Origin of the sequence: Neptunicoccus cionae (assembly GCF_002860325.1) — a bacterium.
Classification (GTDB): domain Bacteria; phylum Pseudomonadota; class Alphaproteobacteria; order Rhodobacterales; family Rhodobacteraceae; genus Amylibacter; species Amylibacter lutimaris.
On sequence record NZ_PKOJ01000001.1, the window covers coordinates 1,132,694 to 1,159,101 of the forward strand.

A 26,408-nucleotide genomic window follows, 5' to 3' on the forward strand; every position below is an offset into this window, starting at 1 on the left:
TACATTTTTTTTACGCTCCCTTCGCGGTGGCCAGCAGCCATAGCCCCAAAATCGTGTAGCCGACCATAAAGGTGGACAGGGGAAGCTGGCTGATCAGAATGGCGCGTCTCGTCGCAAAATAGTTGCTTGCAACGCGGTGGGACAGAAGTATGGCTAGCACATGGCCAATCACAATTGCTGCTGCTTGGGACAGAAAAATAACCCGCACAGTGGCCGTTGTGTTGAAAAAGCCGGTGGTCACAAAAAACGGGCCGAGATTAAGGTAATCCGCCCCTTTGCCCAGCGGGTTGGACAGCGCAACCAGCGTGTGCTGCGCGTCCACCAGAAAGCCGGGTAAAAAATGGGCAAAGTGATAGGCCAGCGCAATCGGCAGGATGGTCAATGCTTGCTGGCGAAACAGATTTCCGGTTTGCCCCTTTGGCGCCGTCATCCGCACGCAGAGATAAAAAAGCAGACAAAGACAGAGATTTGTGATGATTAACCCGCTAAGGGTTTCTTTTACAATGGCCGATCTGCCCGGAAATTCCAGCGGGTTTACGCCAAGTTGGACCAGCCAAAAGAAGGTCTCGTTCAAACCGTCAAAAGTTCCGGTGCCAAGCAGGAGCAGCGCGAAAATTGCATGTGAGAGACTTGGGGTAGCGGCCGTTGTGATACGCCAGCCGGGTGTGCCGATGTAAAGCGCGGAGTCTCTTTTGAAGGGCGAGATTTTGGCGATCAATCCTATAAATACAGTCAGAAACTCCCCACGCTGTAACCAGTTTTGTGCGCCAAAGAGCATCATCATCACGAAGGTAAACATCCAGTAAAGGCTGGCAAGAATTGCCAGAACCCGCGGATCAGTGGCGTTTACACTGGCGATGCCAAACCCGTTGAATGCCATCAGCAACAGAACCGCAGGCCAGCATCCTAACCGGTCTGGCAGTTTGAATGGCGGAGTCGGATCAGGACCGGAGAGCAGGCGAAAAAGCCCACTCCACGGGTTCAACCAAGCCCAAAGATTGCCGAACAGGCCGCAAAGGACCACCAGTGCAATCCAGACAACAGTCCAAAGCCCCAATGTCATCAGATTGTCGAGCGGATCGTAAGGCCCGAACAATCCGAGCCAGACAAAGGCGAAAAACATCCCAGTAGAGATCAGGCTCGGACCCGCAAACCATGGGGCAGGCACTGCGAAAAGGCGACGGGCGCGGAACAGGCGGTGCAAGCTGTCATGTTCCATCAACGCTGCGAGTCCCACGGTTGCCGCAACCACCAAGCCACCGGAAACGATATAGATTTCAGTGGGCAACAGCAGCACCAGACCCTGCTGGCCAGCGTGGGCAAAGGCGGCGGCGGGCGCCAACAAAAGGACAAATGACAGCCAGGTCTTGTGCATGTGGGGACGTTAGAAAACTATTTCGGGTTTGAACAGCTATAGTCTGGGCTTGTGTCACTGCCAGCCCCAAGCTACGCCTTTGTAATCGGAACAGGGAAGGGAACTGGCATGGCTGCGGGCATCTATCCGAAAACTCCAAAATACGATTCTTACGATGTGGTCATTGTAGGCGGCGCGATCTACGGCGCTTCTATTTCATGGTGGCTGACAGAAATGTCAGGATTTGACGGGCGTATTCTGGTGGTAGAGCGGGATGCGAGCTATGAGTTTTGTTCGACTGTTCACACAAACAGCTGTATGCGGCAGCAATTCAGTCGCGCCATAAATATTCACGTATCACAGTTTGGTGCGGAATTTGTGAATAATTTCAATGCATTCATGGGCGGTGATGATCGTGTGCCTGATCTGGTGCTGCAAAATTTCGGGTATCTTTACCTTGCCGATACGCCGGAATTTGCACAGACATTGCAAGATGTACAACGTCTTCAAGCCCAAGAGGGCGCGGGAACGCGGCATATGTCTGTGGCGGAACTGGCGGCAGAATATCCGTTTTACCAACTCGACGATATCATTGCCGCGAACCATAACAGACTGAACGAAGGCTATTTCGACGGCGGCACAATGTTTGACTGGTGGAAGAAATCCGGTCGCGAGCGGGGCGTCGAATACATCGAAAACGAGGTGGTCGCGTTGGGCTGTTCTGTCGCAGGGGATCGTGTGGAATCCGTGACCCTGAAGTCGGGGGAGGTCGTGTCCTGCGGAACCGTTGTGAACGCATCCGGCCCGCGCGCAGCGCAGACGGCGGCAATGGCGGGCATTGACCTTCCGGTAGAGCCGCGCAAACGCTACACTTACATCTTTGCCGCAGAACAACCGCTTGATCGCGATCTGCCGCTCACGATTGATCCCAGCGGCGTGCATTTCCGCACCGACGGGAAATACTATATGGCCGGGTGCCCGCCGGAACCCGAAGATGACATTGCTGTCGCGCCGGATGACTTTATTGCTGATCACGGTTTGTGGGAAAACAAGGTCTGGCCTGCTATTGCCAACCGCGTTCCCCAGTTCGAGGCGATCAAACTGGTGAACAGTTGGGTGGGGCATTACGCCTATAACACGCTGGACCAGAATGCAGTGGTCGGGCGGCACCCCCGCGTCGGGAATTTTGTATTTGCCAACGGATTTTCCGGCCATGGTTTGCAACAATCCCCCGCACTCGGGCGGGGCGTGGCCGAACTGATTACCTACGGGGAATACCGCTCGCTCGATCTGTCACATTTCGGGTTTGACCGGATTGAAAACAATGAAAGCTTTGACGAAAAAGCGGTGATTTAAACCGCTGACGCCGCAACGCGACTCGCCCGTTGTGGCGAATGAGCCGACTAAAAGAATGAAAGTTACGAGGATAACATGCTGAAAAAACTGGTTTTAACGGGTGCTGCGGGACGGCTCGGGTCTTATCTGCGAGAGCCGCTGTCAAAGATGTGCGAAGAACTGGTGTCTACGGACATCGCTGAAGGTGTGGGCAATCTTTATGGCAACGAGCGGTTTGTTCGTGCTGATATTTCCAAATTTGAAGACGTGGAACCGCTGATGGAAGGGGCCGATATGGTCATCCATTTCGGCGCCATTGTGGATGAAGTTCCCTTTGAGGAGATTTGGGGGCCGAATTTTGTGGGTTCTTACAACGTTTGGGAGGCCGGCTACCGGCACGGTGTGCGCCGCATCGTATATGCAAGTTCGATCCACGCGGTCGGGATGCATCATTCCCGCGACAATATTGGCGTGGATGCGCCTCATCGTCCTGACACTTTTTACGGTCTGGCCAAATGCTTTACCGAAGATCTGGGGCGGATGTATTGGGAAAAACGCCAGATGGAATCGGTTCACCTGCGGATTCTTTCGGCGGCACAAGTCACCGGCGCACGGGCGTTGGGCACTTGGTTGTCTTATGACGATCTGATCCAACTCGTCACCCGCGCCATTGAGACACCGGTTGTGGAGTGGAGCGTGATCTACGGCGTGTCAAACAATGACCGTGCACCTGTGGACAACACAAAGGCGCGGCATTTGGGGTATAAGCCGAAGGATAATGCGGAAGTGTTTGCGGAAGAAATCCTCAAAGATGCACCGCCAATGGATCCAACCGATGTGGGCCATTCCAGATTGGGCGGGCCTTTTGCATCGGTTGAGCTGGGGCAAAGCGGCTTGGCGAGTATGGACATTGTAGACGACAAAAAGATCACCTGATCAGCACAGATCCGCAATTCATATTAAATTGATCAGTAAGGGCGGTGCCATTGGCGCCGCCCTGTTTTTCCGAGCAGATTAATCACCCTGATTATTTTGCGGCATCGCATCAAGCGCCTTATCAACCAGCGCCAAGAGCCTGCCAGCGGATCGTACAGCGCGCTATTTTTGTATCCCCCCAAGTGTGGATCGCGATGCGAAAGCCTTGTTGGCCGGCTCTGTCCACCTCCAGCCGGTAACGCAAATTCTGTGCCTTGGAACAATCAAAACTGCTCAGGCTGCATGAAACCCCCGGTGTGCCGCAAAAAGGGTGCTGAAACACGATCATTCTGGAAACCGATCGCTCTCCGTGGCCCGTCCACATGAAATCGTTGGGATCTACGTGGTTGAAAAGTTCCTGTTCGCCAGAAACCAGAACCATACCAGCGGGCAGGTGCAAAACCGTTTGGCGATAGGATTGTTTGAAAACATCAAACTGATGCGCTTCCTCGCAGATGGGGTCGCGCTTATTTTTGACCGGTGAAGCCACAAGTGAAGGCGGTTCTACAATCTGGTCGCTCTCAAAAAGCATGGTTCCTCTCGCCAAACAGGGTTGAACATGCGGGCATCGGTCCGCAGCGGTTAAGAGGAGGTTAGACGCGCGATTACTAACAAACGTTTACTGCTACAGAACCGGCAGAACGAAAGCGCGTGCAATTTGAACCAATTCGTCAGGGTTTCAGGTTTGCACTGTCGGTTATTAAGAAAAAAGGTGGTGCGGGCGGGGGGACTCGAACCCCCACGGCACAAAGGCCCACAGATTTTAAGTCTGTTATGTCTACCATTCCATCACGCCCGCAACCGGCTGACTGGAGGCGCACAATTGCGGTTTGAGCCGCGATTGTAAAGCGCCTCCGTTCGCGGTTTTCAGAAAAAATTGTTTCCCATGCGGGGACGCAGGCGGGAGGCCATCTCGGCCCCGATCTCTGCGGCTTCGGTACGCGCACCAGAGAGGGTCTCTGTCAGGCTTTCGCTGCCGTCGGGACGCAATACCTCACCGCGCAGGGTAATCCGGTCGCCGTCGAGCAGGGCCAGCCCCGCAATCGGCGTCTGGCAGGATCCGTCGAGCCCGCGCAGCAAGGCACGTTCCGCGAACAGGCGGGTTTGTGTGTCGGCATCATTGATCAGGGCCAGCGCAGCGGCGGCGGACTCGTCATCCTTGCGCCGTTCGATCCCGATGGCACCCTGCGCGATGGCGGGCAGCATGTCGTCGGGTGAAATCGGTGTGGCGGTGTCTGCTGGCATGTCCAGCCGTTTCAATCCGGCCATTGCCAGAAAGGTTGCCTGCGCCACCCCTTCGGAAAGTTTCCGCAGCCGTGTTTGCACGTTGCCACGAAATTCAACCACTTGAAGGTCGGGCCTGCGGTGTTGCAATTGCGCGCGCCGCCGCAAGGACGATGTGCCGACAACCGCACCGTGTGGCAGTTCTGCGATCCCTGTCACACTGGGGGACAGGAATCCGTCCCGCACATCTTCACGGGGCAGGATACAGTCGATCACCAGACCGTCAGGCAGGTCGACAGGCATATCCTTCATGGAATGCACTGCGATGTCGATTGTACCGTCCAGCATCGCTTCTTCGATTTCCTTTGTAAACAAACCCTTGCCGCCGATCTCGCTCAGGGCGCGATCCTGTACGCGGTCGCCCGTGGTTTTGATCGCATGAATCCTGAAAGCAGATTCGGGAAGGTCCAGCGCGGCCATCAGCCTGTCGCGGGTTTCATAGGCTTGCGCCAGCGCCAGAGGAGAGCCTCTGGTGCCAATGTTCATCGGTGTATCAGCAGAATAGGTCATAGGTTGCGGTTTAAGGCCGCGATCCCCTATAAGCAAACGGGAAAATGTCGCGGACGGGTTCCCCCGAAGGCGGTGGCGGGATATAGCGGGCCGAGTTTGCACGAAAGGCTGCGCGATGAAAACCGAAGACAAGCTGCTGTTGCGCGCATTGCGCGGAGAAACCCTGCCAGTGCCCCCGATCTGGATGATGCGTCAGGCGGGCCGCTACCTGCCCGAATACAAGGCCACACGCGCCGAAGCGGGTGATTTCCTGTCCCTGTGTTACAATCCTGATCTGGCCACAGAAGTGACCCTGCAACCGATCCGCCGGTTCGGGTTCGATGCTGCAATCCTGTTCGCCGATATTCTGCTGGTGCCGCAGGCGCTGGGGGCGGATTTGTGGTTTGTCACTGGTGAAGGTCCGCGTCTGTCGACTGTCACAACGAAAGCCGATTTCGCCAAGCTGGGTCCGGCAGAGGATATTCACGAAACCCTGTCGCCGATCTATCAAACCATCCGCAACCTGCGTGAGAGCCTGCCAGCAGAGGTTCCGCTGATCGGTTTTGCAGGTTCGCCCTGGACCGTAGCAACCTATATGACTGCAGGGCAGGGCACGCCCGATCAGGGACCGGCCCATGCGCTGATGAAAGAAGATACAGCCTTGTTTGAAAAGCTGATTGATCGGATCACCGAAGCCACGATCCACTACCTGTCCAAACAGGTTGAGGCCGGCGCGGAAGTGGTGAAGCTGTTTGACAGCTGGGCCGGATCGCTCGACGGGTTGTCTTATGCGAAATATTGCATCCGCCCCACGGCCAAAATCGTTTCCCGCCTGCGTGAACGCTGGCCCGATCTGGCCATCATCGGTTTCCCGCGCGGAGCGACACCGGACGGTTACGCCGCTTATGCGAAACACACAGAGGTAGACGGTCTGGCTATCGGCAGCGAAACAGACGCCGCTTGGGCGGTAGAAAACCTGCAACCCTTTGTTTGTGTTCAGGGCAATCTGGATCAGGGGCTTCTTGTGGAAGGCGGCCCGCGTCTGGTCTCCGAAACCAAGCGGATCGTCAAAGCTTTCTCTGGTGGGCCCCATATCTTCAACCTTGGTCACGGGATCACACCGGACGCAGATCCGGACAACGTCAAACGCATGATTGATGCGGTCCGCGAAGGCTGAAACCGTTAAATTCCCCTTGCCGGACGCCTAATCGGTCGGCAGGGGGTGCCCGAATGAGGGCAGAACTGCCGCAACACAGGGCAAAGCCTGTCTGCCGGATCAGTTTGATCTTTCCAGCCCCTTCTGCGTCACTATGCTTTCAAGGTAAGAAGCCACGTAAGTGCAGAGTGTTGATCAAGGCCGGAGCGGATGGACCACAAAGAAATTTTCCAGAACAAACTGAATACCTTCATCCACCAGATTTATCCTGCCGCTGACAGTGAAGTGCTGGCGCAGGAAATTATCGCAGCCTTCTGGCCGCAGGGATCCACACAACGGCCCGAGGGCCGCGCTCCGAGCAATGACCTGTGGACAGAGCAGGATGCCCTGTTGATCACCTATGGCAACTCCATTGTGGACGGTGCGCACAAGCCGCTGGACCTGCTATATGATTTCTTATTGCGCAGGATGAAAGGCGTGCTGAACGGCGTCCATATCCTGCCGTTCTTTCCCTATACGTCTGACGACGGTTTTGCTGTGTCCGATTTTCGCGCGGTGAACCCGCAACTCGGGGACTGGGCTGACATTAACCGCATCGGAGAGAGCTTCTCTCTGATGTCCGATCTTGTTTTGAACCATGTGTCCAGTCAGGGCCAGTGGTTCAACAGTTACCGTCAAGGGCAGGCGCCATATGACCGCTACTTCTTTGAAGCAAGCCCCGAAGATGACCTGAGCACTGTTGTGCGGCCCCGAACCACACCATTGTTGCAGGAAATCGAAACCGTCAATGGTCCGCGTCACGTCTGGTGCACCTTCAGCCACGACCAGATCGATCTGGATTTCCGTAATCCGGAAGTTCTGCTGGAATTCCTTCGGATCATCCGATTGCATGTGGACAATGGCGTGCAGATCATCCGGCTCGATGCGGTGGCTTTCCTGTGGAAAGAGGCAGGAAGCGCCTCCATCCATCTGCCCCAGACTCATGCCATTATCAAACTGATGCGGTTGCTGTGTGATTATGCAGAAGAAACAATTATTCTACTGACCGAAACCAATGTGCCCAAAGCCGAAAACCTCAGCTATTTCGGCAACCACGACGAAGCCCACGCGATCTACAACTTTCCTTTGCCGCCGTTGATCCTGCACGCAGTCATGTCCGGTTCTGCCCATTATCTGCGCCGCTGGCAAAGCGGTATGCCCCCTGCGCCGATGGGCTGTGCCTATCTGAATTTCACGGCCAGTCACGACGGTATTGGCATGCGTCCTGCCGAAGGGATTCTGCCAGACGAAGAACAGGCGCGCATGATTGACACGATCAGGGACATCGGTGGCCTTATATCCATGCGCTCTCTGCCCGATGGAGGAGAGGCCCCGTATGAGATCAACACCACCTACTATGAAGCCACATCGCAAACCTTTGAGGGCAAGGACGACTACCACTTCGATCGTTTCATCTGCACCCAGACAATTCCGATGTCGCTGGAAGGCATTCCTGCGTTTTACATCCATTCGATGCTGGCAACACCGAATGACCATAAACAGGTTGCGCACCGCGGGATGAACCGAGCGATCAACCGCCATCGTTGGGGCTATCCCGAATTGAACGCCCGTCTTGACGATCCCAGTTCGGCGCAGTCCCGCGTGCTGACAGCCTTGTCAGAGCGGCTGCGCATTCGCGCAAAGCAGCCGGCATTCCATCCCAATGCGACCCAGTTCACCATGCCGCTCGGCGATCACGTGTTCGGCGTGTGGCGCCAGAGCCTTGACCGCCGCCAGTCGATTTTCGCGCTGCATAACGTCAGCAATAAAACCGTGTCCTTGTCCCATCTTTCGATGAACCTGATTGAGGATGTCGAGTGGGTCGACCTGTTGAGCGGTGAAACGGTCGATATGGATCAGGAAAACGTCACGCTTGCGCCGTACCAGTGCCGGTGGATCACAAACTACACAGCCGTCTGACGGGTTCTAGCCGCTAGACGGGCGGGATTAATACTCCGCCTCGTCTGCCTTGGCTGCTGCGTGCATATCCGCAAGAAAGCTCGGGTCTGCTGCATGGACACGGTTCCATGTCGGGATGAAAGGGGTTTCATGGGGATTGTCCAGAAACACCTGTCCCGCCCGCATGATGTTTTCGGCAAACATTTCGATCGACCGCTCTTCGGAGTGACGGTCAATATCAAGTCCGTTCATCTTGGCTTCGCTGCAATAGCCGTCCAGCAAATCCAGCGCCGAACGGTAATAGGTCGCTTTTAACGTGCGGAACACGTTCGGGGTAAAGACTGTTCCATCTGCGGCCAGCTTGCGAAAGATCGCCTTGCAGATATCCGTCGACATGCGGTTCAGCCCTGCGCCTGCCTCATCAGGGCTGAGGTCCTGATGTTTGTGATCATACGCGTCGGAAATTTCTACCTGACAGACGGCTTTGGGGGCCAGATTGCGCCAGGCTTCGGATAAAACGCCGATTTCCAGACCCCAGTCCGACGGGATACGCAAGTCCGGAAGGATCGCCGTACGCATCGCGAATTCGCCGGACAGCGGATACCGGAAGCTGCGCAGGTAATCGATGTAATCCCGCGATCCGATCACACGGTTCAACGCAATCAGGAGCGGGCTGACCAGCAGGCGGGAGACACGTCCGTTCAGCTTGCCGCCACCGATCCGCGCGTAATAGCCTTTGGCGACCTGATAGGGGAAAGAAGGGTTCGCAACCGGATAGACCAGACGGGCCAGCATTTCCCTGTCATAGGTCAGAATATCGCAATCGTGAATCGCCATCACCGCACTGTCAGAACAACTGATCAGATAGCCGAGCGAAGACCACACATTCTTGCCCTTGCCCTGTTCGCTTGGTGCAAGTCCCAATTCCTTCAGCCGTTCCCCCAGCGCCAGCATACGGGGGCTGTCATTCCAGATGACGATATGGTTCTGGTTTAATCCGCGGAAAAACTCTTTGGCATGGCGGAACTGCGCCTCGTTCGCGGCATCCAAACCGATGATTATGCGATGGAGGTAGTTTACTTTGGATAACTCCTCAAGAATGTGAGGCATCGCATCCCCCTCAAGCTCCGAGTAAAGGCAGGGCAGGATCAGTGCAATCTTGCGGGTTGTGGCAAAGGCGTTCAGCTCTGCTTCCATTTCACGGATCTCGCGGACGCGAAGATTGTGCAGTGTCGTGATGTTTCCGTTCTGATGGAAGTCGGACATGTTTACTTTCCTATTTTATTCCAAGCTGCGTAATCAGGTCGAGCACTGCTGTATTCCAGCCAGCCGGCCCTGCCTCTAGGGTGCGCGTAATCCGCCCCGAAGCCTCGGGTTCAAGCTCGGGCAAGGGCGGGCGCGAGGGGTTTGCAATAATAACCCCGTGGTCTGCATGTTCCAGCATTGCAATATCGTTCGGAGCATCCCCAAGCGCAATTGTATGGGCGGGCCGGTATGTTTCATTGATCTTTGCCATTTGATCTACTTTGTTCGTGCCAAACGACAAGGTTAAAAATCGCCCGCCTTGTTGGGCAGAGACCCCGTGCTCTGCCAGGGCTGCAAGAAAGCGATCCAGTTCCACAGCGCTACCGCTCCACAATCCGGGTTCGGAAAAGCTGCGCGTCTGCGCAAGTGCGGCCGCTTCTGGTGATAGGCCGGTCATTTCCACAATCTCCGCGGTGCTGACATCCCCGAAGCCACGGAAACAGCTGCGCAATTGAGCGGGCAGGGCAGCCAGAATATTCCTGATGGACCGGTAATCCCCGTCATCCGGCACCGCATCCACAAAAGGGGGAAGTACGCCGGCCCCGTTCTCCACAATTGCCGGCCAGTCCTCACAGCCGATCTCGGCCCGCAAGCGCGATATCTCCGGCGCAGTCTTGCTGCTTGCCAGCACAAGTCCGGCCGAAACGGCCTTAATCCTGGCAATAGCCGGCAGAGCGGCCGTAAACCTGTAACTGTGATGATCAATCAAAGTGCCATCGAGATCGGTGAACACAATCAAATTACATTGGGAATTCATAATTTTATACTGAACGAGTTCCCAAACAGGCACAAGAGCCACAAAGCGCCAGACTGCAGTAAATAGCCGGGGCGATGACAGGTTCGTGGAGTTGGCGGGGGGAAGTAAATGGAGGCGAGTACCGGAATCGAACCGGTGTACACGGATTTGCAAGACTAGGCATGTATTTGATCCAAAGCGTTTTTTTGCCTAGATATGGTAGAAATTTGATTGGAACATATCAAGAATGTTTAGGAGATTTCGTTGATTAAAAGTTACCATTAGAGGTAAGGTCTAGAGCATTTTTGCTTAACTGTTTTGATTGAGTTTTAGTCAGTGGTCGATTTTCGATAGACTGAACAATTGAGGCTTCTTAAGGTATCGATATTGTCTTTGCGTATGCGGTTCGAAGTTAGTTTCCTCAAATTGCCTAGGGATAATTAGCTTTCCACAAGGCTAAGATATCGGTAGTTCCAAATTTAATTTCATTACAATAAAGGTATTTGATGATTTCCCTTGAACGAATTGAACATCTCGGTCTGGCCTTTCGTAAGGCCAAGGTTGATCTCTACTATTCTACCCACTCAGACTTAGAACTTATAGCTGATTACGAGGATGCGCTTAACCAAAATCTTCGTGAATTGTACACTTTGATCAATGGTGACAACGAGGAGTGGGTGAAGCATAGAGAGTTTGTTGGTTCATGGATGCTTGTGCCCAAAGCAATTAAACTTCCGCAGGAAAAAGAAGAAGATCACTCTGACAGTCTCTATTTTTCTTCACCATCAGACAAGTGGAAGAATCGTTTTCACCAAACAAGTGGTGTGGAAAAGCCAACCGCTGAGTTTCGATTGATGTCGAAGTGCAGCATGAATTTTCACATCCTATCTTCACTGTGGATGATCGAAGTAGGCCATTTATTTGATCAAAAGTTGACAGTGTGCGCATATGGAAACCGCCTTCGGAGGTCAACAGATGGGCAAGAAATTAACGAGCTTTCCTTAGGTTCTTTCGAACCTTATTTGAAACCCTTTCGGGATTGGCGTGATACTGGCATTGATACCATACGGGACGCGCTTGATGCTGAAAAAAACGTTGTTGCAGTTACAGCGGATGTGAATTCTTTTTACCATGAACTGGATGCCAGTTTCATGTTGAGTACTCGTTTTACTGAAAAGATATTGGGGGTACAGTTAGATGAATGGCAAACGAAGTTAAACCGACTATTTGTTTCCGCCTTAAAAGCTTGGGCAGACGCAACGCCATTAAAGAAGGGTCTCCCAGTAGGGCTTCCTGCCTCAGCTGTTATTGCAAACGTTGCCTTGTTTGAGTTGGATCGAGCAATGGAAACTGAGGTTGTGCCATTGTATTATGGACGCTACGTCGATGACATAATGCTGGTTATGGAAAAAGGCGCCAATTTTCAATCCAGCTCTGATGTATGGGAGTGGTTATTCCATAAGAGTCGGGGTCTTCTTAAATGGGGTGGCGAGAAAAATAGAGATGTAACTTATTGCCCACCTTATTTGGAGGTTTTGAATTGTAGGGTATGTTTTTCAAACTCGAAAAATAAGATATTTTTACTTTCAGGCGATGAGGGTAGAGCCCTTTTAGGTTCGATTGCTCAGCAAATTCAAGAAAGAGCAAGTGAGTGGCGCTCAATGCCTCATATACCTCGTTCGGCAAGCGACGTAGGGGCAAACTTGCTTTCCGCCGCACAGCTTACTGGAGAGGCTACTGACGGGCTTAGGACAGTCGATTCACTGGCGATACGCCGTGCGGAATTTGCTATGAGATTGCGCGATATGGAGGCCTTTGAACGTGATCTACTTCCAGATTCATGGAGAGAACACCGTGAGGCGTTCTTGGGCGCATTTATTCAGCATGTTTTGGTTCTCCCCCAATTTTTTGATTTAGCTATATATCTTCCTCGTGTTGTAGCTTTGGCTACTTCATGTGAAGACTTTGATTTATTGAAAAAAATGTTGATCACTATCGATCAAATTTGTGATTTGATTGCTAGTACCTGTGAAATTTCAATCAAGGCATGTCCTGATGTTTCTGCGGTTACAGATCAAATCTCAGTAGTTTTTGGGTGGCCACAGCAATTAAAAGAATCCTTTTGGTCTAGTGTGAAAGCTGCATTCCCTTCGCAATTGTCACGAAGAGCTGAAAAAAAATGGATTGAACTATTCCAATCGGAACCTAATTTGACAGTTCAAGATATGAAAACGGCCCAACAACGACTCTTTTCCTATGACTTGGCTCACATGCCTTTCCGTTTTGCTTCACTTCCCAATGAGGTATTAGCGATACGAAGTCTACCTGTGGTGGAAAATATCCATCCTATCGAAGATACTCTGCCTTTTCTTCCAAGCTCAGTGATTGACGGACTAACTATTTTATCTACAAAATGGCTCAAATTCGAGGCAATTCCAAATGGATTTTTGTTTGCAACAAGACCGTTCAGTCTCGCAGAGCTCTCTTTATTAAGGCGGGAACTTTATTCGGGTGAAGAACTTGAAGATTTGAATAAAGTTGTACTTTCATTGCGTGGTTTTACTGTAACTGACCGAATGCCGTATTTTGATGATGAAGGTGTACTACAAGTATCTGATAGCTCACTTACAATGAAATGCCGCATTGGGGTATCTAGCTGGAAAACTAGTATCGATAGTTGGGTCAAAGCTGTGGTTAATAAGACTGGCGATGACTTTGATCGTTACACTCGACTCAATAATTTCATTGATCACTTGTTATCCGAACCATCTGATTGCCGCTATCTCATTCTGCCCGAACTGTCATTGCCAGCAAACTGGTTTTTGCGGATTGCACGCAAGCTGCATGGTAGGCGTATTTCACTATTATCTGGTGTCGAATATTTGCACGCTGGTAAAGGAATTGTGCGCAATCAAGTATGGGCGGCACTATCTCACGACGGATTAGGCTTTCCTTCGTTTATGATCTACCGCCAAGACAAGCAGCGGCCCGCATTCCATGAGGAACAAGAACTACAGAGAATAGCTGGCTTAAGGCTATCCCCTGAAACGGAGTGGGAAACGCCCCCCATCATTCAGCATGGCAAATTTCGTTTTGCCATATTAGTTTGTAGTGAGTTAACAAATATATCTCATCGTGCTGAATTGTCGGGTAACATTGATGCTCTATTTGTTCCCGAGTGGAATCAGGATACTGAGACATTTAATGCACTCGTTGAATCTGCCGCGTTAGACCTCCCAGCCTATATTATTCAATGTAACGATCGTCAGTATGGTGATAGCCGCATTCGCGCTCCCTACAAAGATAACTGGAAAAGAGATCTGTTGAGGGTGAAAGGTGGCGTTTCTGACTACTGTGTCATCGGCGAAATTGATGTTGAAAGTCTCCGTCAATTTCAAAGTAGCCACAGATCACCGAACCTTCCGTACAAGCCAGTACCTGATGGGTTTGAGATAAGTCCAAGCCGAAAGACGCTACCTAAAGCTGAATAAATCTTGAGTATTCATTAATGGCTAATGTATGTCCGCCAAACATCAAAAATGAAAATTCGCATAGTTCATTCAAACAAAAGCATCATGCCCCCGTAGACGCAAGGATCGGAGGGGGCAGGAGGCGGCCCCACCATACCCACTATCCTAGTCAGTCTATTGCACTTTGTGACACTCTGTTGATTTTAAAATAGAAAAAGCGACTTTAGTATCATCAGAGGGAATGGAGACCACTTAAACAGTGAATTCTGGCTCTGGTCGATGAACCTCAAAGTACTATTCGTAACAGATTATCTAAGCGTTAAAAAGAAGGCCGCCTTTGATGATTTGGATAAACAATTGTCACCAAGTGCTAAAAAAACGGTAACGAATTATTTCAATTGTTACAGTTTGGTATATGCGTTTAGTGACACCGCCCGTGATCGGCGGATTTGCAACCATAGCTCCTCCTGTCCTAACTTCGCCCCTAGAACCGTTTGCATGGGTTTTCCCATTCGTCCCACTGGACGCGCAAACTTAACGTGAAAGGGGCTGGTTATGGTATTGGACAGATTAATCGCTTTGCTAGGGCAAGCCGCTAAAATCACGCGGTTTCCTTCTCGGCAATTGAATGGTTTCATTCCGGTAAAAGTTTACCGATCCATCATCAATCCAAACCTCGGGGTGAATAGCACCAGCAAGCCGCTTTTGCGGCGTATCACCTCCTCTTTTCCGCCCTGTGAATGTCCTACCTGCTGCAATTCACAGTCGCAGATCATGTTTGGGTGCTGAAAATGTCAGTTTCAAATATCGAACAACGTGCGCTAAGCTTACTTAACTTATTTGAGAAAGAAGGAAAAACAGTCAGTCGTGTCACTATAGAGGGCAGAAAGATTGAACTGGTGCTTTCCAAAGAGCAAGAATTTGACGAGTTCGAGGGGATTGATATGCGCCATGGCAAAACGTGAGCTTCCGAAACATATATACAAACAGAAAAACGGTCTCTATTTCCAAAGACGCGGCTGGCCGTCAGTGAAGCTTGCGAATGAGTTTGGTACGCCGGAATTCTGGATGGAATATGCCGACATACTTACGGGCAAGGAAAAGCCTAAACGGGTTACTTCCCGCAACTTTGCGGCGTTAGTTTCTGATTATCGAAAGTCGCCCCGTTACCGAAAGCTTAAGCCTCGTACGGCGCTCGATTATGACAAGTACCTCGAATTCTTCCTTTCAATCATGGGCGATGCAAATCCGGCCAATATGAAGCGCAAGGATGTTATCCGTTTACGGGATACCAACGCAGAAAAGATATACTTTGCTAATTACTCTTTGCGTGTCCTGCGCGTTCTAATGGAGCACTGCGTCGATTTAGGTTGGCGTGAGACAAACCCAGCAAAGGGTGTTCAGGAATTTAAGACTGAGAAAGCAGAGCGCGAACCTTGGCCCTATGAGCTTCTTGAGGTCTATCGGGCTACATGCGCCCTAGGGACTAGAGAACGCCTTGTGATGGAGCTTTGCGTGGGTACTGGCCAAAGGATCGGCGACGTATTGGAAATGCGCTGGTCTGATATTCAGGAAGGCGGCTTTGTCGTAAAGCAAAATAAAACGAGTAAGGAGCTTTGGGTTCCTATTCTTCCAGAGCTTCAGGCGGCGCTCAACGCGGCTAGCCGTCATTCTGTCTTTATCCTGACCAATGAGCGCGGAACGAACCGTTGGTCCTATCGTGGGGCTTCTCAGGCCGTCAGAAAGGTCAGAGAGGCGATTGGTGCCCTTAAGTATGATATTCATAGTTGGCGCTATAACGCTGCTTGTGAACTTGTTGAGGCTGGCTGCGGCGACGACTTGGTTGCATCTGTCACGGGGCAAAGTCCGGCCATGGTGCAACATTATACAAAGAAGGTTCGCCAAAAGATCAGAGCGATTCAAGCGCAGCAAAAACGAACAGAACAAAAACAGAATGTTTAGACATTTGTTTAGACTTTGATTCTCGTGCTAGCGAGAAATCCTCTAAGTCATTGAAAACAAATGGAGGCGAGTACCGGAATCGAACCGGTGTACACGGATTTGCAATCCGCTGCGTCACCACTCCGCCAACTCGCCTTAGGAACGGGGCAAGTGTGTGGTGTGTTCACCTGCCTTTATCTTCGTTCAGGGGCCTTATTGCGGTTTTTTGGGGGGTTGTCCAGTCCGGTTTTGTGATTGAAGGACAGCTTTGTAACGTGGTTTTGAAACATGCTGTAAGTTTGGATCAAAGCGGTGCGGCACCGGCCTTGGAAATGGTGGATTTACCCCGGGTCTGTTAAAATCCGGCTGTCGTGAGGGATCAATTGCGGCAGGAATGAGGGAGCGCGCGTTGAATGTGTCCGAAACACGGTGCCGGGTTGGACGCATTTCCTTTTTCTTGACGCCCCTTGAACAAACCTGTGCCAAAACTACAGGCAATACCTTTTACAATCTGTTATTAATCCCACATGAGGGCTGTTTGCGGGACTGCCGTGCTCCGGTTCGGGCGGCGGTGCCTTGTGTGTTTTGACAGATCAAGAAACGCTTCGGGTGCGTTGCAGGTGTTCGCCTGTGACGATGACAATAGGGTGAGCAATGGCGAAGTCCATTATGATCCAGGGGGCTGGATCAAACGTCGGTAAGTCCATGATCGTGGCCGGTTTGTGCCGCGCTTTTGTGCGGCGCGGTTTGAAGGTGTTGCCTTTCAAGCCCCAAAACATGAGCAACAATGCCGCTGTCACTATGGACGGCGGAGAGATCGGCCGTGCGCAGGCGTTGCAGGCGCGGGCATGTAATGTGCAGCCCCACACCGATATGAATCCCGTCCTTCTGAAGCCCGAAACCGAAACCGGTGCGCAGGTCGTGGTTCAGGGCAAGCGTGTCGCCACTTTAAAGGCCAGAGATTACGGAAAGATGAAGGCGCAATTAATGCCCAAGGTGCTGGAGAGCTTTCACCGGCTTTGCGCCCATGCGGATCTTGTTCTGGTGGAAGGGGCGGGCAGTCCGGCGGAGGTTAACCTGCGCAAGGGGGACATCGCCAACATGGGGTTCGCGCGGGCCGCAGATGTTCCCGTGATCCTGACCGGTGACATTGATCGGGGCGGGGTACTGGCACAATTGGTGGGCACCCATGTGCTGTTGGATGCAGAGGATAATGCCTTGATAAAGGGCTTTTTGATCAATAAATTCCGCGGCGATCCGACTTTGTTTGACGAAGGCTTGCAAATCGCGGTGGATCATACGGGGTGGCACGGACTCGGGGTGTTGCCGTGGTTCAAGGACGCAGGGAAGCTGCCGGCCGAGGATGCTGCGGATATTGATAGTGGCGGAGAGGGCGCGTTCAAAATTGCCGTTCCGAAGCTTTCGAGGATCGCCAATTTCGATGATCTCGATCCGCTGAAGCTGGAACCGGGTGTTTCTGTCGTGATCGTGGAGCCGGGCCAGAGACTGCCTCGGGATGCGGATCTTGTTCTGATACCGGGAAGCAAGTCCACCATCGGAGATCTGGCCTTCCTGCGTGAACAGGGCTGGGACGCCGATTTGATGAGCCACGTCGAGAGAGGCAAGCAAGTGCTGGGCATTTGTGGCGGCTATCAGATGCTGGGGCGCACGATCATGGATCCCGACGGCATCGAAGGTCCGGCAGGGCAGGTTCAGGGGCTGGGATTGCTGAACGTGTCTACCTTGATGACCCAGCACAAGCGGCTAGCCTCGGTGGTTGGCAGTGATATCGGATCAGGGTCGGGCGTTTCCGGCTATGAAATCCACATCGGAGAGACATCAGGGCCGGACTGCGGCCGCCCCTGGCTTGAAATCGACGGACGGGAAGAAGGGGCAACTTCGGCGGACGGGTTGGTTCGGGGCTGTTACGTGCACGGGTTGTTCATCGCGGATGAATTCCGGCGCGGTTATCTCGCGACGATGGGGGTGACGCCGGGCAATCTGGTCTATGAGGATGTGGTGGAACAAACGCTGGACGCGCTGGCGGACCATATAGAGGCCCATCTGGATGTGGAGATGATCTGGATGCTGGCGGCAGATATCGCAGAGCCGGATTAGCCCGCCGTTAGGGCAGGGGGCCAAGGCAAAAGGGCCCCCGTGCCTTTGGTTTTATTCGAACTCGCGTGAGGCAAGAGCGCGGTGGATTTCACGCCGGACCAGTTTGCGGACATTCCGGGTGATACGATCGCCCAATTCGCCTTGCAACTCGGAGCGGACCATATCCGAGACCATTTCCCGCAGCGCTTCCTCGTCAAGGAAACCGTCTTCCCCTTCGGTATAGTCGACAGGTTCGTCAAACAGGGCGCTGTCCGCATGGGGACGGCTTGGCGCAGCATCGCGCCCGGCAACCTGTTCAGGCGCTGGTTCGGCGCGGTCTACGATTGTCTCTGCCTTTACGGGTTCATCCGGCATTGCGCTCTTTGCCGCAAAAGCGGAACCGGTCGGGAAATTGGCCTGCTGGTCCGGCATGTCGTCTGATTGCGTAGCGACATCGGAATCAAATCTGTCCAGATCGTCCTCTTCACCGGCTTCGGCTTCAACAAAATCAAAGCTGACCAGTCCCTCCATCATTTCGCTGACGGGGGCATTCTCTGGTTCTTCGGTAGAGGTCTGGGGCCGCAGCGGGGCGGGTTGTTCGGCTGCGGGTTCATCCGCGGGTGCCTGTCGCGGTGCTTCGGCAAGATTGGCCGAAAGCGGCGGTTCCTTGCGGGTATGGTCCCGTCTGGGCAAATCTAGCCGTTCCATCGCGTTGTCGGCGGCAGCTTCCAGTGCAGCTTTGTCTCTGGATTGCGGGACAGTTTGCGGGCGTTGCGGGGCCGCGCCGACCAGCTCTGCCATCTGGGCCGCCGGATCGTCGTGGTAATCGTCGTTATCGTCCATGTCCTGCACTTCTACGGCACGGGCGATCTCTTCTTTTGAGGATTCCACAGCTTCGGCCATCACAAGGGATTCAATATCCGCGATGCGCTGTTCGATTTCCGCTGCAACAGGTGTCGGGGAAAGGGCCTCGCTCACCCGTAGAGAAGGAGTCAGGACCAGCTTGTCAGGCCCTTTCGGGGCATTGTCCTGTCGCGTTTCTGCAACGGTTGGTTCATGGGATGCCGCAGGTTTTTTCGTGTCCGGAGCGCTGCGCGCCTCTTCTGATACGAGCCTGCGGATAGACGACAGGACGTCTTCGACGTCCATCTTTCTGCCTGTTTCGGACATTTATCCACTCCTTTTGCCTCGGCACGGAGTTTACTGGCGAACGCGGATTCGGGCAACTGCTGACTAACTGTCAGTCGCCCTTTCTTTTTTTCAGCTTTTCAAGAAGTTTGATGCGCTTGTCACCCAGAATGCCCAGTTGCTGGTGATTGGATGCAGCGGTGTTCACATCCGGATTGTAGATCGGAACGCCAAGTCCGAGATGTTCTGCGGTGAGCAATCCCATCTCGGCGAGAACCTGATATTGGGCCACATACTGGTCGCGAATTGCGGTCACGAGTTGGGAGCGCGCGGAAAGCAGTTCCTGCTCTGCGTCCAGCGCATCCAGCGTGGTGCGGGCGCCGAGTTTTGCTTCTTCGCGGACACCGTCAAATGCCACTTGGGCGGCGCGCACCTGTTCACGGTTGGACTGGATCGAAGCGCTGGCAACCTGCCAGTTGGTGTAAGCATCCCGCAGGCCCTGACGGGTCAGATAGCCGGACTGCTGCACATTTGAAAGCGCTTGCTGTAGCAGCGCCACATCACGCCGACGGTTACTGTCCAGACGGCCACCCTGATACAGGGTCCATTGTCCGACAATGCTTGCGCTCAGTTCGTCTGTGCTCAGTTCGTTCCCGCCGGCCCTTGCACCGAAATCATAGTCCAGCTGGCCGCTGATTGTAGGATGGCGGTTCTTGGTGGTGGCTTGTGCGGTCAGTTCTGCGGCTTTGGCGTTGAACTGGGCTTGCATGATGCGGGGATGTTTGCGCAGGGCCACAGCTTCGGCCTTGTCCGCAGAATTTGGCAATACAGGCGCCGGCGGCGGGTTGCGCAAGTCGCGGGGCGGTGTGCCGACCACTGCGGTATAAGCACTTTCAGAGAAACGCAGGTTCCCCAGATTGGTTTCAAGCTGGGAACGGGCGGCTGCAAGGCGGGCCTCGGCCTGTGCCACATCGGTACGGGTCACTTCGCCCACCGCAAAACGGTCCTTGGCGGCACGCACCTGTTCACCGAGCACGCGCACGTTATTGCGGGCGAGTCGCACGAACTGCTGGTCGCGGCGCACATTCATGAAAGCCTGCACGGTATTGAACAGAATAACCTGTTCCAGTTCTCGCAGGGCCTGCCGTCCGGCCAGCACTGTCATACGGGCAGCTTCGACCCCAAGACGGTCAGCGCCGCCGTCAAACAGCTGAATGGTCAGTTGGGTGTTGTGGTTCCAGAAGGTCGTCGGGTTGCGAGATGGCAATAGAGGGGACGGTGACACCTTGGGTGTGTTGTAGTCGGTGGTACGATTGACAGTCAGCGTCTGGGACAGGGTGGGCAGCAGATTTGCCCTTGCCGAAATAACACCTTCATCTGTCGCCCTGAGCGCTGCCTGTTGAGCGAGCAACTGGGGATTGGTCTGATAGGCCTGTGCCAGCGCGTCAGCGAGGGTCGTCGCATGGGAGGGAAGGGCCGAGAGACTGATCGCAACAGCGATACCGGTACGTTTTAGGCGTCCAAACATGCTTTGTCCTGTGTTTCTGGCGTCTGCTACGCAGATGCCCCTCCACCTAACCGAAGGTGAATTCTTGCTCTTTGTTGAACCCTGGAAGGACCGGAGCCGTTGCGTCAAACGCATTGCGCCAGTCGATACCGTGGTCGTGTTTATGTCCGATCTTGCAGTGACCGGTGTTGCCCGACTGGCGGATCGCAATGATCCGGCCACCCGGTTTGAGTTGGTCGGTGATGGCCGCGGGGATCTGTTCGGCAGCGCCTTGCAGCATGATCACGCAATAAGGACCATGTTTCGGCGCACCTTCGGTCAGTTCGCCCTGTTCCACCATGACGTTATCCACGCCGCTGCCTGACAGCAGTTCGGCAGCTTCGGAGGCCATTTTCTCGTCCGGCTCAACCGCGACGACAGCTTCTGCCATGCGTGCGATCACTGCGCTGGAGTAGCCATAGCCGCAGCCCAGATCGAGAACCAGCTCGTTGGGCTGGATGTTCGCTACGTCCAGCATTTTTGCAAAAGTACGTGGGTCCAGCAGAACACGATTCGGCGCAAGTTCGATATGCTCGCCCATATAGGCGATGCCCCGTTTTGCTGTAGGCACGAATTCCTCGCGCTCGACCGTCAGAAGTGCATCAATGATCGGATATTTCGTCACATCGGACGGGCGGACCTGACAGTCCACCATTGTGGTGCGGGCTGCTGAGAAATCGGTCATGGCAAAGCCTTCATGCTGGAATTGCGTACAGTTGAATCGTGTAGTGCCACAATCGTCAAGGGGCTGCAACGCAGACATTGCGAAAATCGGGTCAAGCACCGTTGGCTGTTGCGGCTTCACTATAGGGCGAGAGGGGGCGTGCCGATCCGGTAGAGATATGCATCGACTCGCCTGGTTTCTTGCCCAGTTCGCGGGGCGCGCGGAGCAGGAAGAACTTGCCGATGCCCGCGCGTGCGCCCATTGCCTGTGCGTTGCGATCGGTCGGGAAGCGGGTTCTCCACCCTTCAGGCAGGGTGAGTCCGTGGTCTTCGGTTTTCTCACACATCCACACCAGCGGAATATTGGCCAGCGGTCGCGCGTAAGGATAGCGGTACACGTGCCCGCCCACATCTCCGTGTGCCCCGCGAAACCAGACCTGTTCCAGATGGCCCGACCATCCCGGTTCGGTGTCCCACATCACAGGGGCATAGGCGCGGCGGTCTTCGTCCAGTGCCAGTGCGTGATACCCCGCCTTGACCGAACCGCCGATCGTCGTGGTGTGAAATTCGGTCGCCATGGGGGCAAGATAGGTTAACAGGGGGTACTGGATTCCAAGCGCCTTGACCGTATCCCAGACTCCGATCATCTCGATGGGGGTGTCCGGATGGCAATGGATGGATTTAAAGGCGGCGCGGGCCTGTCTGGTTGACTGGGATTCATACAGGCGAAAGGCAAAGCGCAGGTTGGCCTTGTTGACATTGGTTTGCCGCACCAGCCCCACGCGTCCGATCATCCCTGCAATAGAACGTACCGCATAGGCCCCGCGGGAGTAGCCGAACAGGTATATCCGGTCACCGGGCTGATAGTGCGCGGCCAGTTGGGCGTAGCCGTCAAAAATCAGCTGGTTAATCCCCCAGCCCGAAGCAATCGTGACCCAGTTACGGAAACCGTGACCCTGAATGCCCGGATGATACCACAGGGTGGATGTATGCGGATCATGGGTTTCCTTTAACAGCTTGTAGAGCAGTCCCGCATTGGTTTCCTCGCCGTCGTGAAGGCGGCTTTGGGTGCCGTCGATAATCAAGATATGGGATTTCGGCTTGCGCAGAGGAGCGGCAGGCATCGCATCGCTGCGGGGGAAACGCAGCGTGGATTTCAGCCGCGCGACCAGCTTGCCCCAAAGGCCTTCTGTGCCGTTGTCGCCTCTCATTCGTTGTTTGCCTCTGCCTTTTTCAATCCGGCTCTTTCCTTATATTCCGAGGCTCCGTCAGCCTACTTCGCCTGTTGCAGCCATTCCCACATTCGCAGGGGGGTAACGGGCATATCCACCTGCCTGATGCCGCGATCCCACAGGGCATCCTGCACTGCGTTCATTACAGCGGCCATTGCGCCAACTGTTCCGGCCTCTCCGCAGCCTTTCATACCGATTTCATTGGCGGTGGAGGGTACCAGCTCGGTGTGAAATGCCATCGGCGGAATATCACGGGCACGGGGCATGCCGTAATCCATGAAACTGCCCGTCAGCAACTGTCCGGTCTCATCATAAATCGCATGTTCGGATATGGCCTGTCCGATGCCCTGTACGACGCCGCCATGGACCTGTCCTTCCGCCAGCATGGGATTGATCAGCAGACCGAAGTCATCGACAATTGTGTATTTCACCACTTCTGTCAGGCCGGTCTGGGGGTCGATCTCCACTTCGCAGAAATGCGCGCCATTGGGATAGCTGCGGGCGGGCAGATCGTATTCGATGGAGTGGTCCAGAAGGTCCCGCTGTCCGGTCTCGCGCGCCTTTTCCACCACTTCGGGGAGGGTGATGCGACGGTCAGTGCCAATAATTGTGAACGCGCCTTTTTCGAACGCCACATCCTGCGGGTGGACTTCCAGTTCGTCACTGGCCAGCGGTTTCAGCCGGTCGATCATCAGATCAGAGGTTTTGTAGATGGAATTGCCCTGCATCGTGACAGAGCGTGATCCACCCGTTCCACCGCCTGTCGGAATGGCATCGCTGTCGCCCTGAATGATGCGCACCTTTGCCGGATCCCATCCGGTCTTTTCGCACAGCAGTTGCGTATAAGCCGTTTCGTGACCCTGACCGTTGCTTTGAGTGCCCACATAAAGGTTCAGCCGCCCGTCATCGGCAAATTCGATCCGCGTGGTTTCCTGCGGCGCGCCAAGGATGCTTTCGATGTAAAAACACAGCCCCAGCCCGCGCAATTTACCCTCTGCCGCGCTGGCCTGCTGGCGGGCGCTAAATCCCGCAACATCCGCTTCTGCTTCGGCCCGTGTCAGGACGCGGTCAAAATCGCCTACGTCGTATAATTCTCCGGCAGCTGTCTTATAGGGCATCTGCTCTGCACGGATAAAGTTCCGGCGGCGCAGGTCGGAGGGATCCAGCCCGAAGCTGCGTGCGGCATGGTCGAACAACCGTTCGAGCACGTAAATCGCCTCTGGCCGTCCGGCGCCGCGATAGGCATCAACGGGCGTGGTGTTGGTGTAAATTCCGCGCACCCCGAAATAGGCGGTTTGCACGTCGTAAACACCAGGGAAGACTTTCAGTGCCAGTTCCGACTGGATATTCTGCCCGAAACCGGAGCTATACGCGCCGAGATTGGACACAGCATTCACCCGCAATGCCACCAGTTTGTAGTTTTCGTCAAAGGCCGCTTCCGCATCGGAATAAAGATCGCGGCAGGCGTTGTCCGTCAGCATGGATTCGCTGCGATCGGGCATCCAGCGGACCGGCTGGCCCAGCGTTTTGGCTGCGAAAGCCGCCAGCAAATATTCGGGATAGGCGTGAACCTTCATCCCGAAACCGCCCCCCACATCAGGGTTGGTGACGCGGATTTCTTCCGGGGCCATCTTGAAAGAACCCGCCAGATGACGTTTCACCCCCCAGACCCCCTGACCGGAGAAACACACGTGCAGGCGGTCGCCTTCCATTTCCGCGTAACAGGCGCGGGGCTCCATCGAATTGGCAATCACACGGTTCGAATGGACCCGCAGCTTTACCCGATGGGTCGCAGATTGGAAGGCAGCTTCGGTGGCCTCCGCATCGCCGTGGGCCCAGTCATAGGCAAGGTTTTCCGGCGCTTCGGGGTGGATTTCGGGGCCGCCGAATTCCAGTTCGGTGGTGGCGGGCAGATCGTCATAGTCCACAAGGATCGTTTCCGCCGCATCACGGGCCTGTTGTAGGGTGTCCGCCACAACCACGGCGACGGCTTCCCCGACAAAGCGCACGCGATCAATGGCAAGGGCAGGGCGGTGTGGCACTGCAGCCGTACTGCCATCGCGGTTCTTGACCGGAATAGCGTTCATGGAATTTTCCATCACGCCTTCCAGATCACTGGCCACAAAGACCCCACGCACGCCGGGGGCGGATTTTGCCTCTGCCGTGTCAATGCCGGACAGGTTGGCGTGGGCCATCTGTGCGCGCAGCACATACATATGCAGCGCCCCTTCGGGTGCAATGTCATCGGTATAGCGTCCGTGACCTGTCAGCAGGCGGATGTCTTCAACGCGGGTGGCAGATTGTGAAATGCCGAACTTTGAAATCGGAGTGTTCATGGAATACTTGCCTTTGCAGGAACAGTGTTACCCCAAGGGTATTGCTTCTGACGGGCAGGTCTAGGGCAAAGGCGCAGGAACGTAGCGGTTTTTCCTTTAAATGCGGCATCGCACAGGTGTTGCGCGATGCCGTTCCGCTTTGGTTATGTGCCAGCCGGGTTCAGACAGCACTGTGATTGGCAAGAACCGTGCTTGCCGCGTCCAGTGCGCCGCTGCCATGGGCAATGCCCAGGGCCTTCAGGCCGGTGTCCATGGTCCCGAGGGCTCCCATCAGCATGACCGGATTGAGATGCCCCATGTGGGCGACGCGCAAAACCTGTTCCCAAACCGGCTGGCCTTTTTCCGCAAAGCCGAGCCCGATCCCCAATGTCAGCCCGCCCTGATGTTCGCACCAGTGGCGCAGGCGCCCGCATTCATCCCCTTGGGACCGTACAGTTGTTACGGCACGAGATCGTCTGGAAGGATCCGCGATGTTCAGTTGCAGACAGCCCCAGGTTTCAACAGCGGCCCAAACGGCACGGGCGCTGGTGTCGTGCCGCTTCCATGCCTGTTCGATGCCTTCTTCATGCACAAGCATAGTCAGAGCCTCGCGCAATCCGAAAAGGTGATGGGTCGGGGCGGTGCCCCCGAACTGCTGGTAAAACTGTTTGGGATTGGCACGGGGATGCCAGTCCCAGTAGTTAGTCACCAGATCCGCATGTTCCTGAGCGGCAGCGGCTTTGTCGTTGAAAAAAACGAAAGACATGCCTGCGGGAGTCATCAAACCTTTCTGGCAGGCCGTTACCATCACATCAACGCCCCAGTCGTCCATTTCGTGCCGGTCGCACCCGAGAGAGGCGATGCAATCCACATAAAACAGAGCCGGATGTCCCGCGTCGTCAATGGCTTTGCGGATCGCGGGGATATCGTTCTGCACGGATGAAGCCGTGTCGGTCTGTACTGTTAGGATGCCCTTGATTTCGTGAGTGTTGTCCGCCTTCAACCGGTCGCAAAGACGTTGCGGATCAACCGCGTCCTGCATCCCGAAATCCATCGTTTCCACTTCGATGCCGGTACGACCTGCCACATCTGCCCAGCCCTGACCGAACCGACCTGTGACCAGTACAAGTATCTTGTCCCCCCGTGAACAGGTGTTTGCCAGTGCAGCTTCCCATGCGCCATGCCCGTTGGCGATATAGATCGCAGCGTGGTGTTTCGTGCGCGCAACGGCTTTGAGATCCGGGTAAAGGCTGGCGGTGATGTCGATCAGCTCCCCTTCGTAAATATTGGGGGAGGCGCGGTGCATCGCGTTCAGCACTCGGTCGGGGATGACGGAAGGACCGGGAATGGAGAGTTGGGCGCGGCCGAAATTGAGCGACATATAGAGAGCTTTCCATTGGAGTATTCGGCACAAGGCGTACTCCTGCCTTCGGGAAAGGTCAAA

The 26,408-nt window shown here is 54.4% G+C and carries 19 protein-coding genes and 2 tRNA genes; 8 read left to right on the forward strand and 13 right to left on the reverse strand.

Annotated elements, in window-relative coordinates; genetic code table 11:
- Positions 1–10: 10 nt before the first annotated feature.
- Complete coding sequence (locus C0U40_RS05490; protein WP_101654683.1) at positions 11–1,375, reverse strand: hypothetical protein; 1,365 nt, start codon at positions 1,373–1,375, stop codon at positions 11–13.
- 108 nt (positions 1,376–1,483) lie between these two features.
- On the opposite strand from C0U40_RS05490, the gene C0U40_RS05495 reads away from it, so the two are divergent.
- Both C0U40_RS05495 and C0U40_RS05500 read left to right on the forward strand, forming a co-directional pair.
- The gene (locus C0U40_RS05495; protein WP_101654684.1) at positions 1,484–2,710 is read left to right on the forward strand and encodes an NAD(P)/FAD-dependent oxidoreductase; all 1,227 of its coding nucleotides are present in this window, start codon (positions 1,484–1,486) and stop codon (positions 2,708–2,710) included.
- Positions 2,711–2,788: 78 nt separating this feature from the next.
- Complete coding sequence (locus C0U40_RS05500; protein ID WP_435673787.1) at positions 2,789–3,625, forward strand: NAD-dependent epimerase/dehydratase family protein; 837 nt, start codon at positions 2,789–2,791, stop codon at positions 3,623–3,625.
- 121 nt (positions 3,626–3,746) lie between these two features.
- On the opposite strand, the gene C0U40_RS05505 is transcribed toward C0U40_RS05500, so the two are convergent.
- The 3 genes from C0U40_RS05505 to hemC form a co-directional block, all read right to left on the reverse strand.
- Positions 3,747–4,196 (reverse strand): H-type lectin domain-containing protein, encoded by a 450-nt coding sequence (locus C0U40_RS05505; RefSeq protein WP_101654686.1) that lies wholly within the window; start codon positions 4,194–4,196, stop codon positions 3,747–3,749.
- 181 nt (positions 4,197–4,377) lie between these two features.
- A tRNA-Leu gene (locus C0U40_RS05510) sits at positions 4,378–4,463 on the reverse strand.
- A 68-nt stretch (positions 4,464–4,531) separates the two neighbouring features.
- Positions 4,532–5,458, reverse strand: a complete 927-nt coding sequence (hemC, locus tag C0U40_RS05515; protein WP_101654687.1) for a hydroxymethylbilane synthase — start codon at positions 5,456–5,458, stop codon at positions 4,532–4,534.
- A gap of 115 nt (positions 5,459–5,573) precedes the next feature.
- On the opposite strand from hemC, the gene hemE reads away from it, so the two are divergent.
- Both hemE and C0U40_RS05525 read left to right on the forward strand, forming a co-directional pair.
- Positions 5,574–6,614 carry a uroporphyrinogen decarboxylase gene (hemE, locus tag C0U40_RS05520; protein WP_101654688.1) on the forward strand — a complete coding sequence of 347 codons (1,041 nt, stop codon included), beginning with the start codon at positions 5,574–5,576 and terminating at the stop codon, positions 6,612–6,614.
- A 189-nt stretch (positions 6,615–6,803) separates the two neighbouring features.
- Positions 6,804–8,552, forward strand: coding sequence for a sugar phosphorylase (locus C0U40_RS05525; protein ID WP_101654689.1), 1,749 nt, complete (start codon positions 6,804–6,806; stop codon positions 8,550–8,552).
- A 27-nt stretch (positions 8,553–8,579) separates the two neighbouring features.
- On the opposite strand, the gene C0U40_RS05530 is transcribed toward C0U40_RS05525, so the two are convergent.
- Complete coding sequence (locus C0U40_RS05530) at positions 8,580–9,797, reverse strand: glycosyl transferase (protein WP_101654690.1); 1,218 nt, start codon at positions 9,795–9,797, stop codon at positions 8,580–8,582.
- 10 nt (positions 9,798–9,807) lie between these two features.
- Positions 9,808–10,593 (reverse strand): HAD-IIB family hydrolase, encoded by a 786-nt coding sequence (locus C0U40_RS05535; RefSeq protein ID WP_101654691.1) that lies wholly within the window; start codon positions 10,591–10,593, stop codon positions 9,808–9,810.
- Between the two features lie 485 nt (positions 10,594–11,078).
- On the opposite strand from C0U40_RS05535, the gene C0U40_RS05540 reads away from it, so the two are divergent.
- From C0U40_RS05540 to C0U40_RS05550, 3 genes are all read left to right on the forward strand, one after another.
- Positions 11,079–14,063 carry an RNA-directed DNA polymerase gene (locus tag C0U40_RS05540; RefSeq protein ID WP_101654692.1) on the forward strand — a complete coding sequence of 995 codons (2,985 nt, stop codon included), beginning with the start codon at positions 11,079–11,081 and terminating at the stop codon, positions 14,061–14,063.
- A gap of 719 nt (positions 14,064–14,782) precedes the next feature.
- The gene (locus tag C0U40_RS05545; RefSeq protein WP_101654693.1) at positions 14,783–15,007 is read left to right on the forward strand and encodes a hypothetical protein; all 225 of its coding nucleotides are present in this window, start codon (positions 14,783–14,785) and stop codon (positions 15,005–15,007) included.
- Positions 14,994–16,004, forward strand: coding sequence for a tyrosine-type recombinase/integrase (locus C0U40_RS05550; RefSeq protein WP_101654694.1), 1,011 nt, complete (start codon positions 14,994–14,996; stop codon positions 16,002–16,004). The genes C0U40_RS05545 and C0U40_RS05550 overlap by 14 nt, the downstream gene beginning before the upstream one ends.
- Before the next feature lie 61 nt (positions 16,005–16,065).
- Here C0U40_RS05550 and C0U40_RS05555 read toward each other — a convergent pair.
- Positions 16,066–16,139, reverse strand: a tRNA-Cys gene (locus tag C0U40_RS05555).
- A gap of 498 nt (positions 16,140–16,637) precedes the next feature.
- On the opposite strand from C0U40_RS05555, the gene C0U40_RS05560 reads away from it, so the two are divergent.
- Positions 16,638–18,101: a cobyric acid synthase gene (locus tag C0U40_RS05560; protein ID WP_101654695.1), complete on the forward strand. Its 1,464-nt coding sequence runs from the start codon at positions 16,638–16,640 to the stop codon at positions 18,099–18,101.
- A 51-nt stretch (positions 18,102–18,152) separates the two neighbouring features.
- On the opposite strand, the gene C0U40_RS05565 is transcribed toward C0U40_RS05560, so the two are convergent.
- The 6 genes from C0U40_RS05565 to C0U40_RS05590 all read right to left on the reverse strand — a co-directional run bounded on the left by C0U40_RS05565 (position 18,153) and on the right by C0U40_RS05590 (position 26,345).
- A complete protein-coding gene (locus C0U40_RS05565; protein ID WP_101654696.1) occupies positions 18,153–19,250 on the reverse strand; it encodes a hypothetical protein in 1,098 nt (365 codons plus the stop codon).
- Between the two features lie 70 nt (positions 19,251–19,320).
- Positions 19,321–20,736 carry a TolC family outer membrane protein gene (locus tag C0U40_RS05570; RefSeq protein WP_180957625.1) on the reverse strand — a complete coding sequence of 472 codons (1,416 nt, stop codon included), beginning with the start codon at positions 20,734–20,736 and terminating at the stop codon, positions 19,321–19,323.
- Positions 20,737–20,782: 46 nt separating this feature from the next.
- Positions 20,783–21,439: a protein-L-isoaspartate O-methyltransferase family protein gene (locus C0U40_RS05575; RefSeq protein ID WP_101654698.1), complete on the reverse strand. Its 657-nt coding sequence runs from the start codon at positions 21,437–21,439 to the stop codon at positions 20,783–20,785.
- A 91-nt stretch (positions 21,440–21,530) separates the two neighbouring features.
- A complete protein-coding gene (locus C0U40_RS05580; RefSeq protein ID WP_101654699.1) occupies positions 21,531–22,628 on the reverse strand; it encodes a DUF2235 domain-containing protein in 1,098 nt (365 codons plus the stop codon).
- A gap of 62 nt (positions 22,629–22,690) precedes the next feature.
- A complete protein-coding gene (locus C0U40_RS05585; protein WP_286134791.1) occupies positions 22,691–24,985 on the reverse strand; it encodes a xanthine dehydrogenase family protein molybdopterin-binding subunit in 2,295 nt (764 codons plus the stop codon).
- A gap of 160 nt (positions 24,986–25,145) precedes the next feature.
- Positions 25,146–26,345 carry a pyridoxal-phosphate-dependent aminotransferase family protein gene (locus C0U40_RS05590; RefSeq protein WP_101654700.1) on the reverse strand — a complete coding sequence of 400 codons (1,200 nt, stop codon included), beginning with the start codon at positions 26,343–26,345 and terminating at the stop codon, positions 25,146–25,148.
- Positions 26,346–26,408 lie beyond the last annotated feature (63 nt).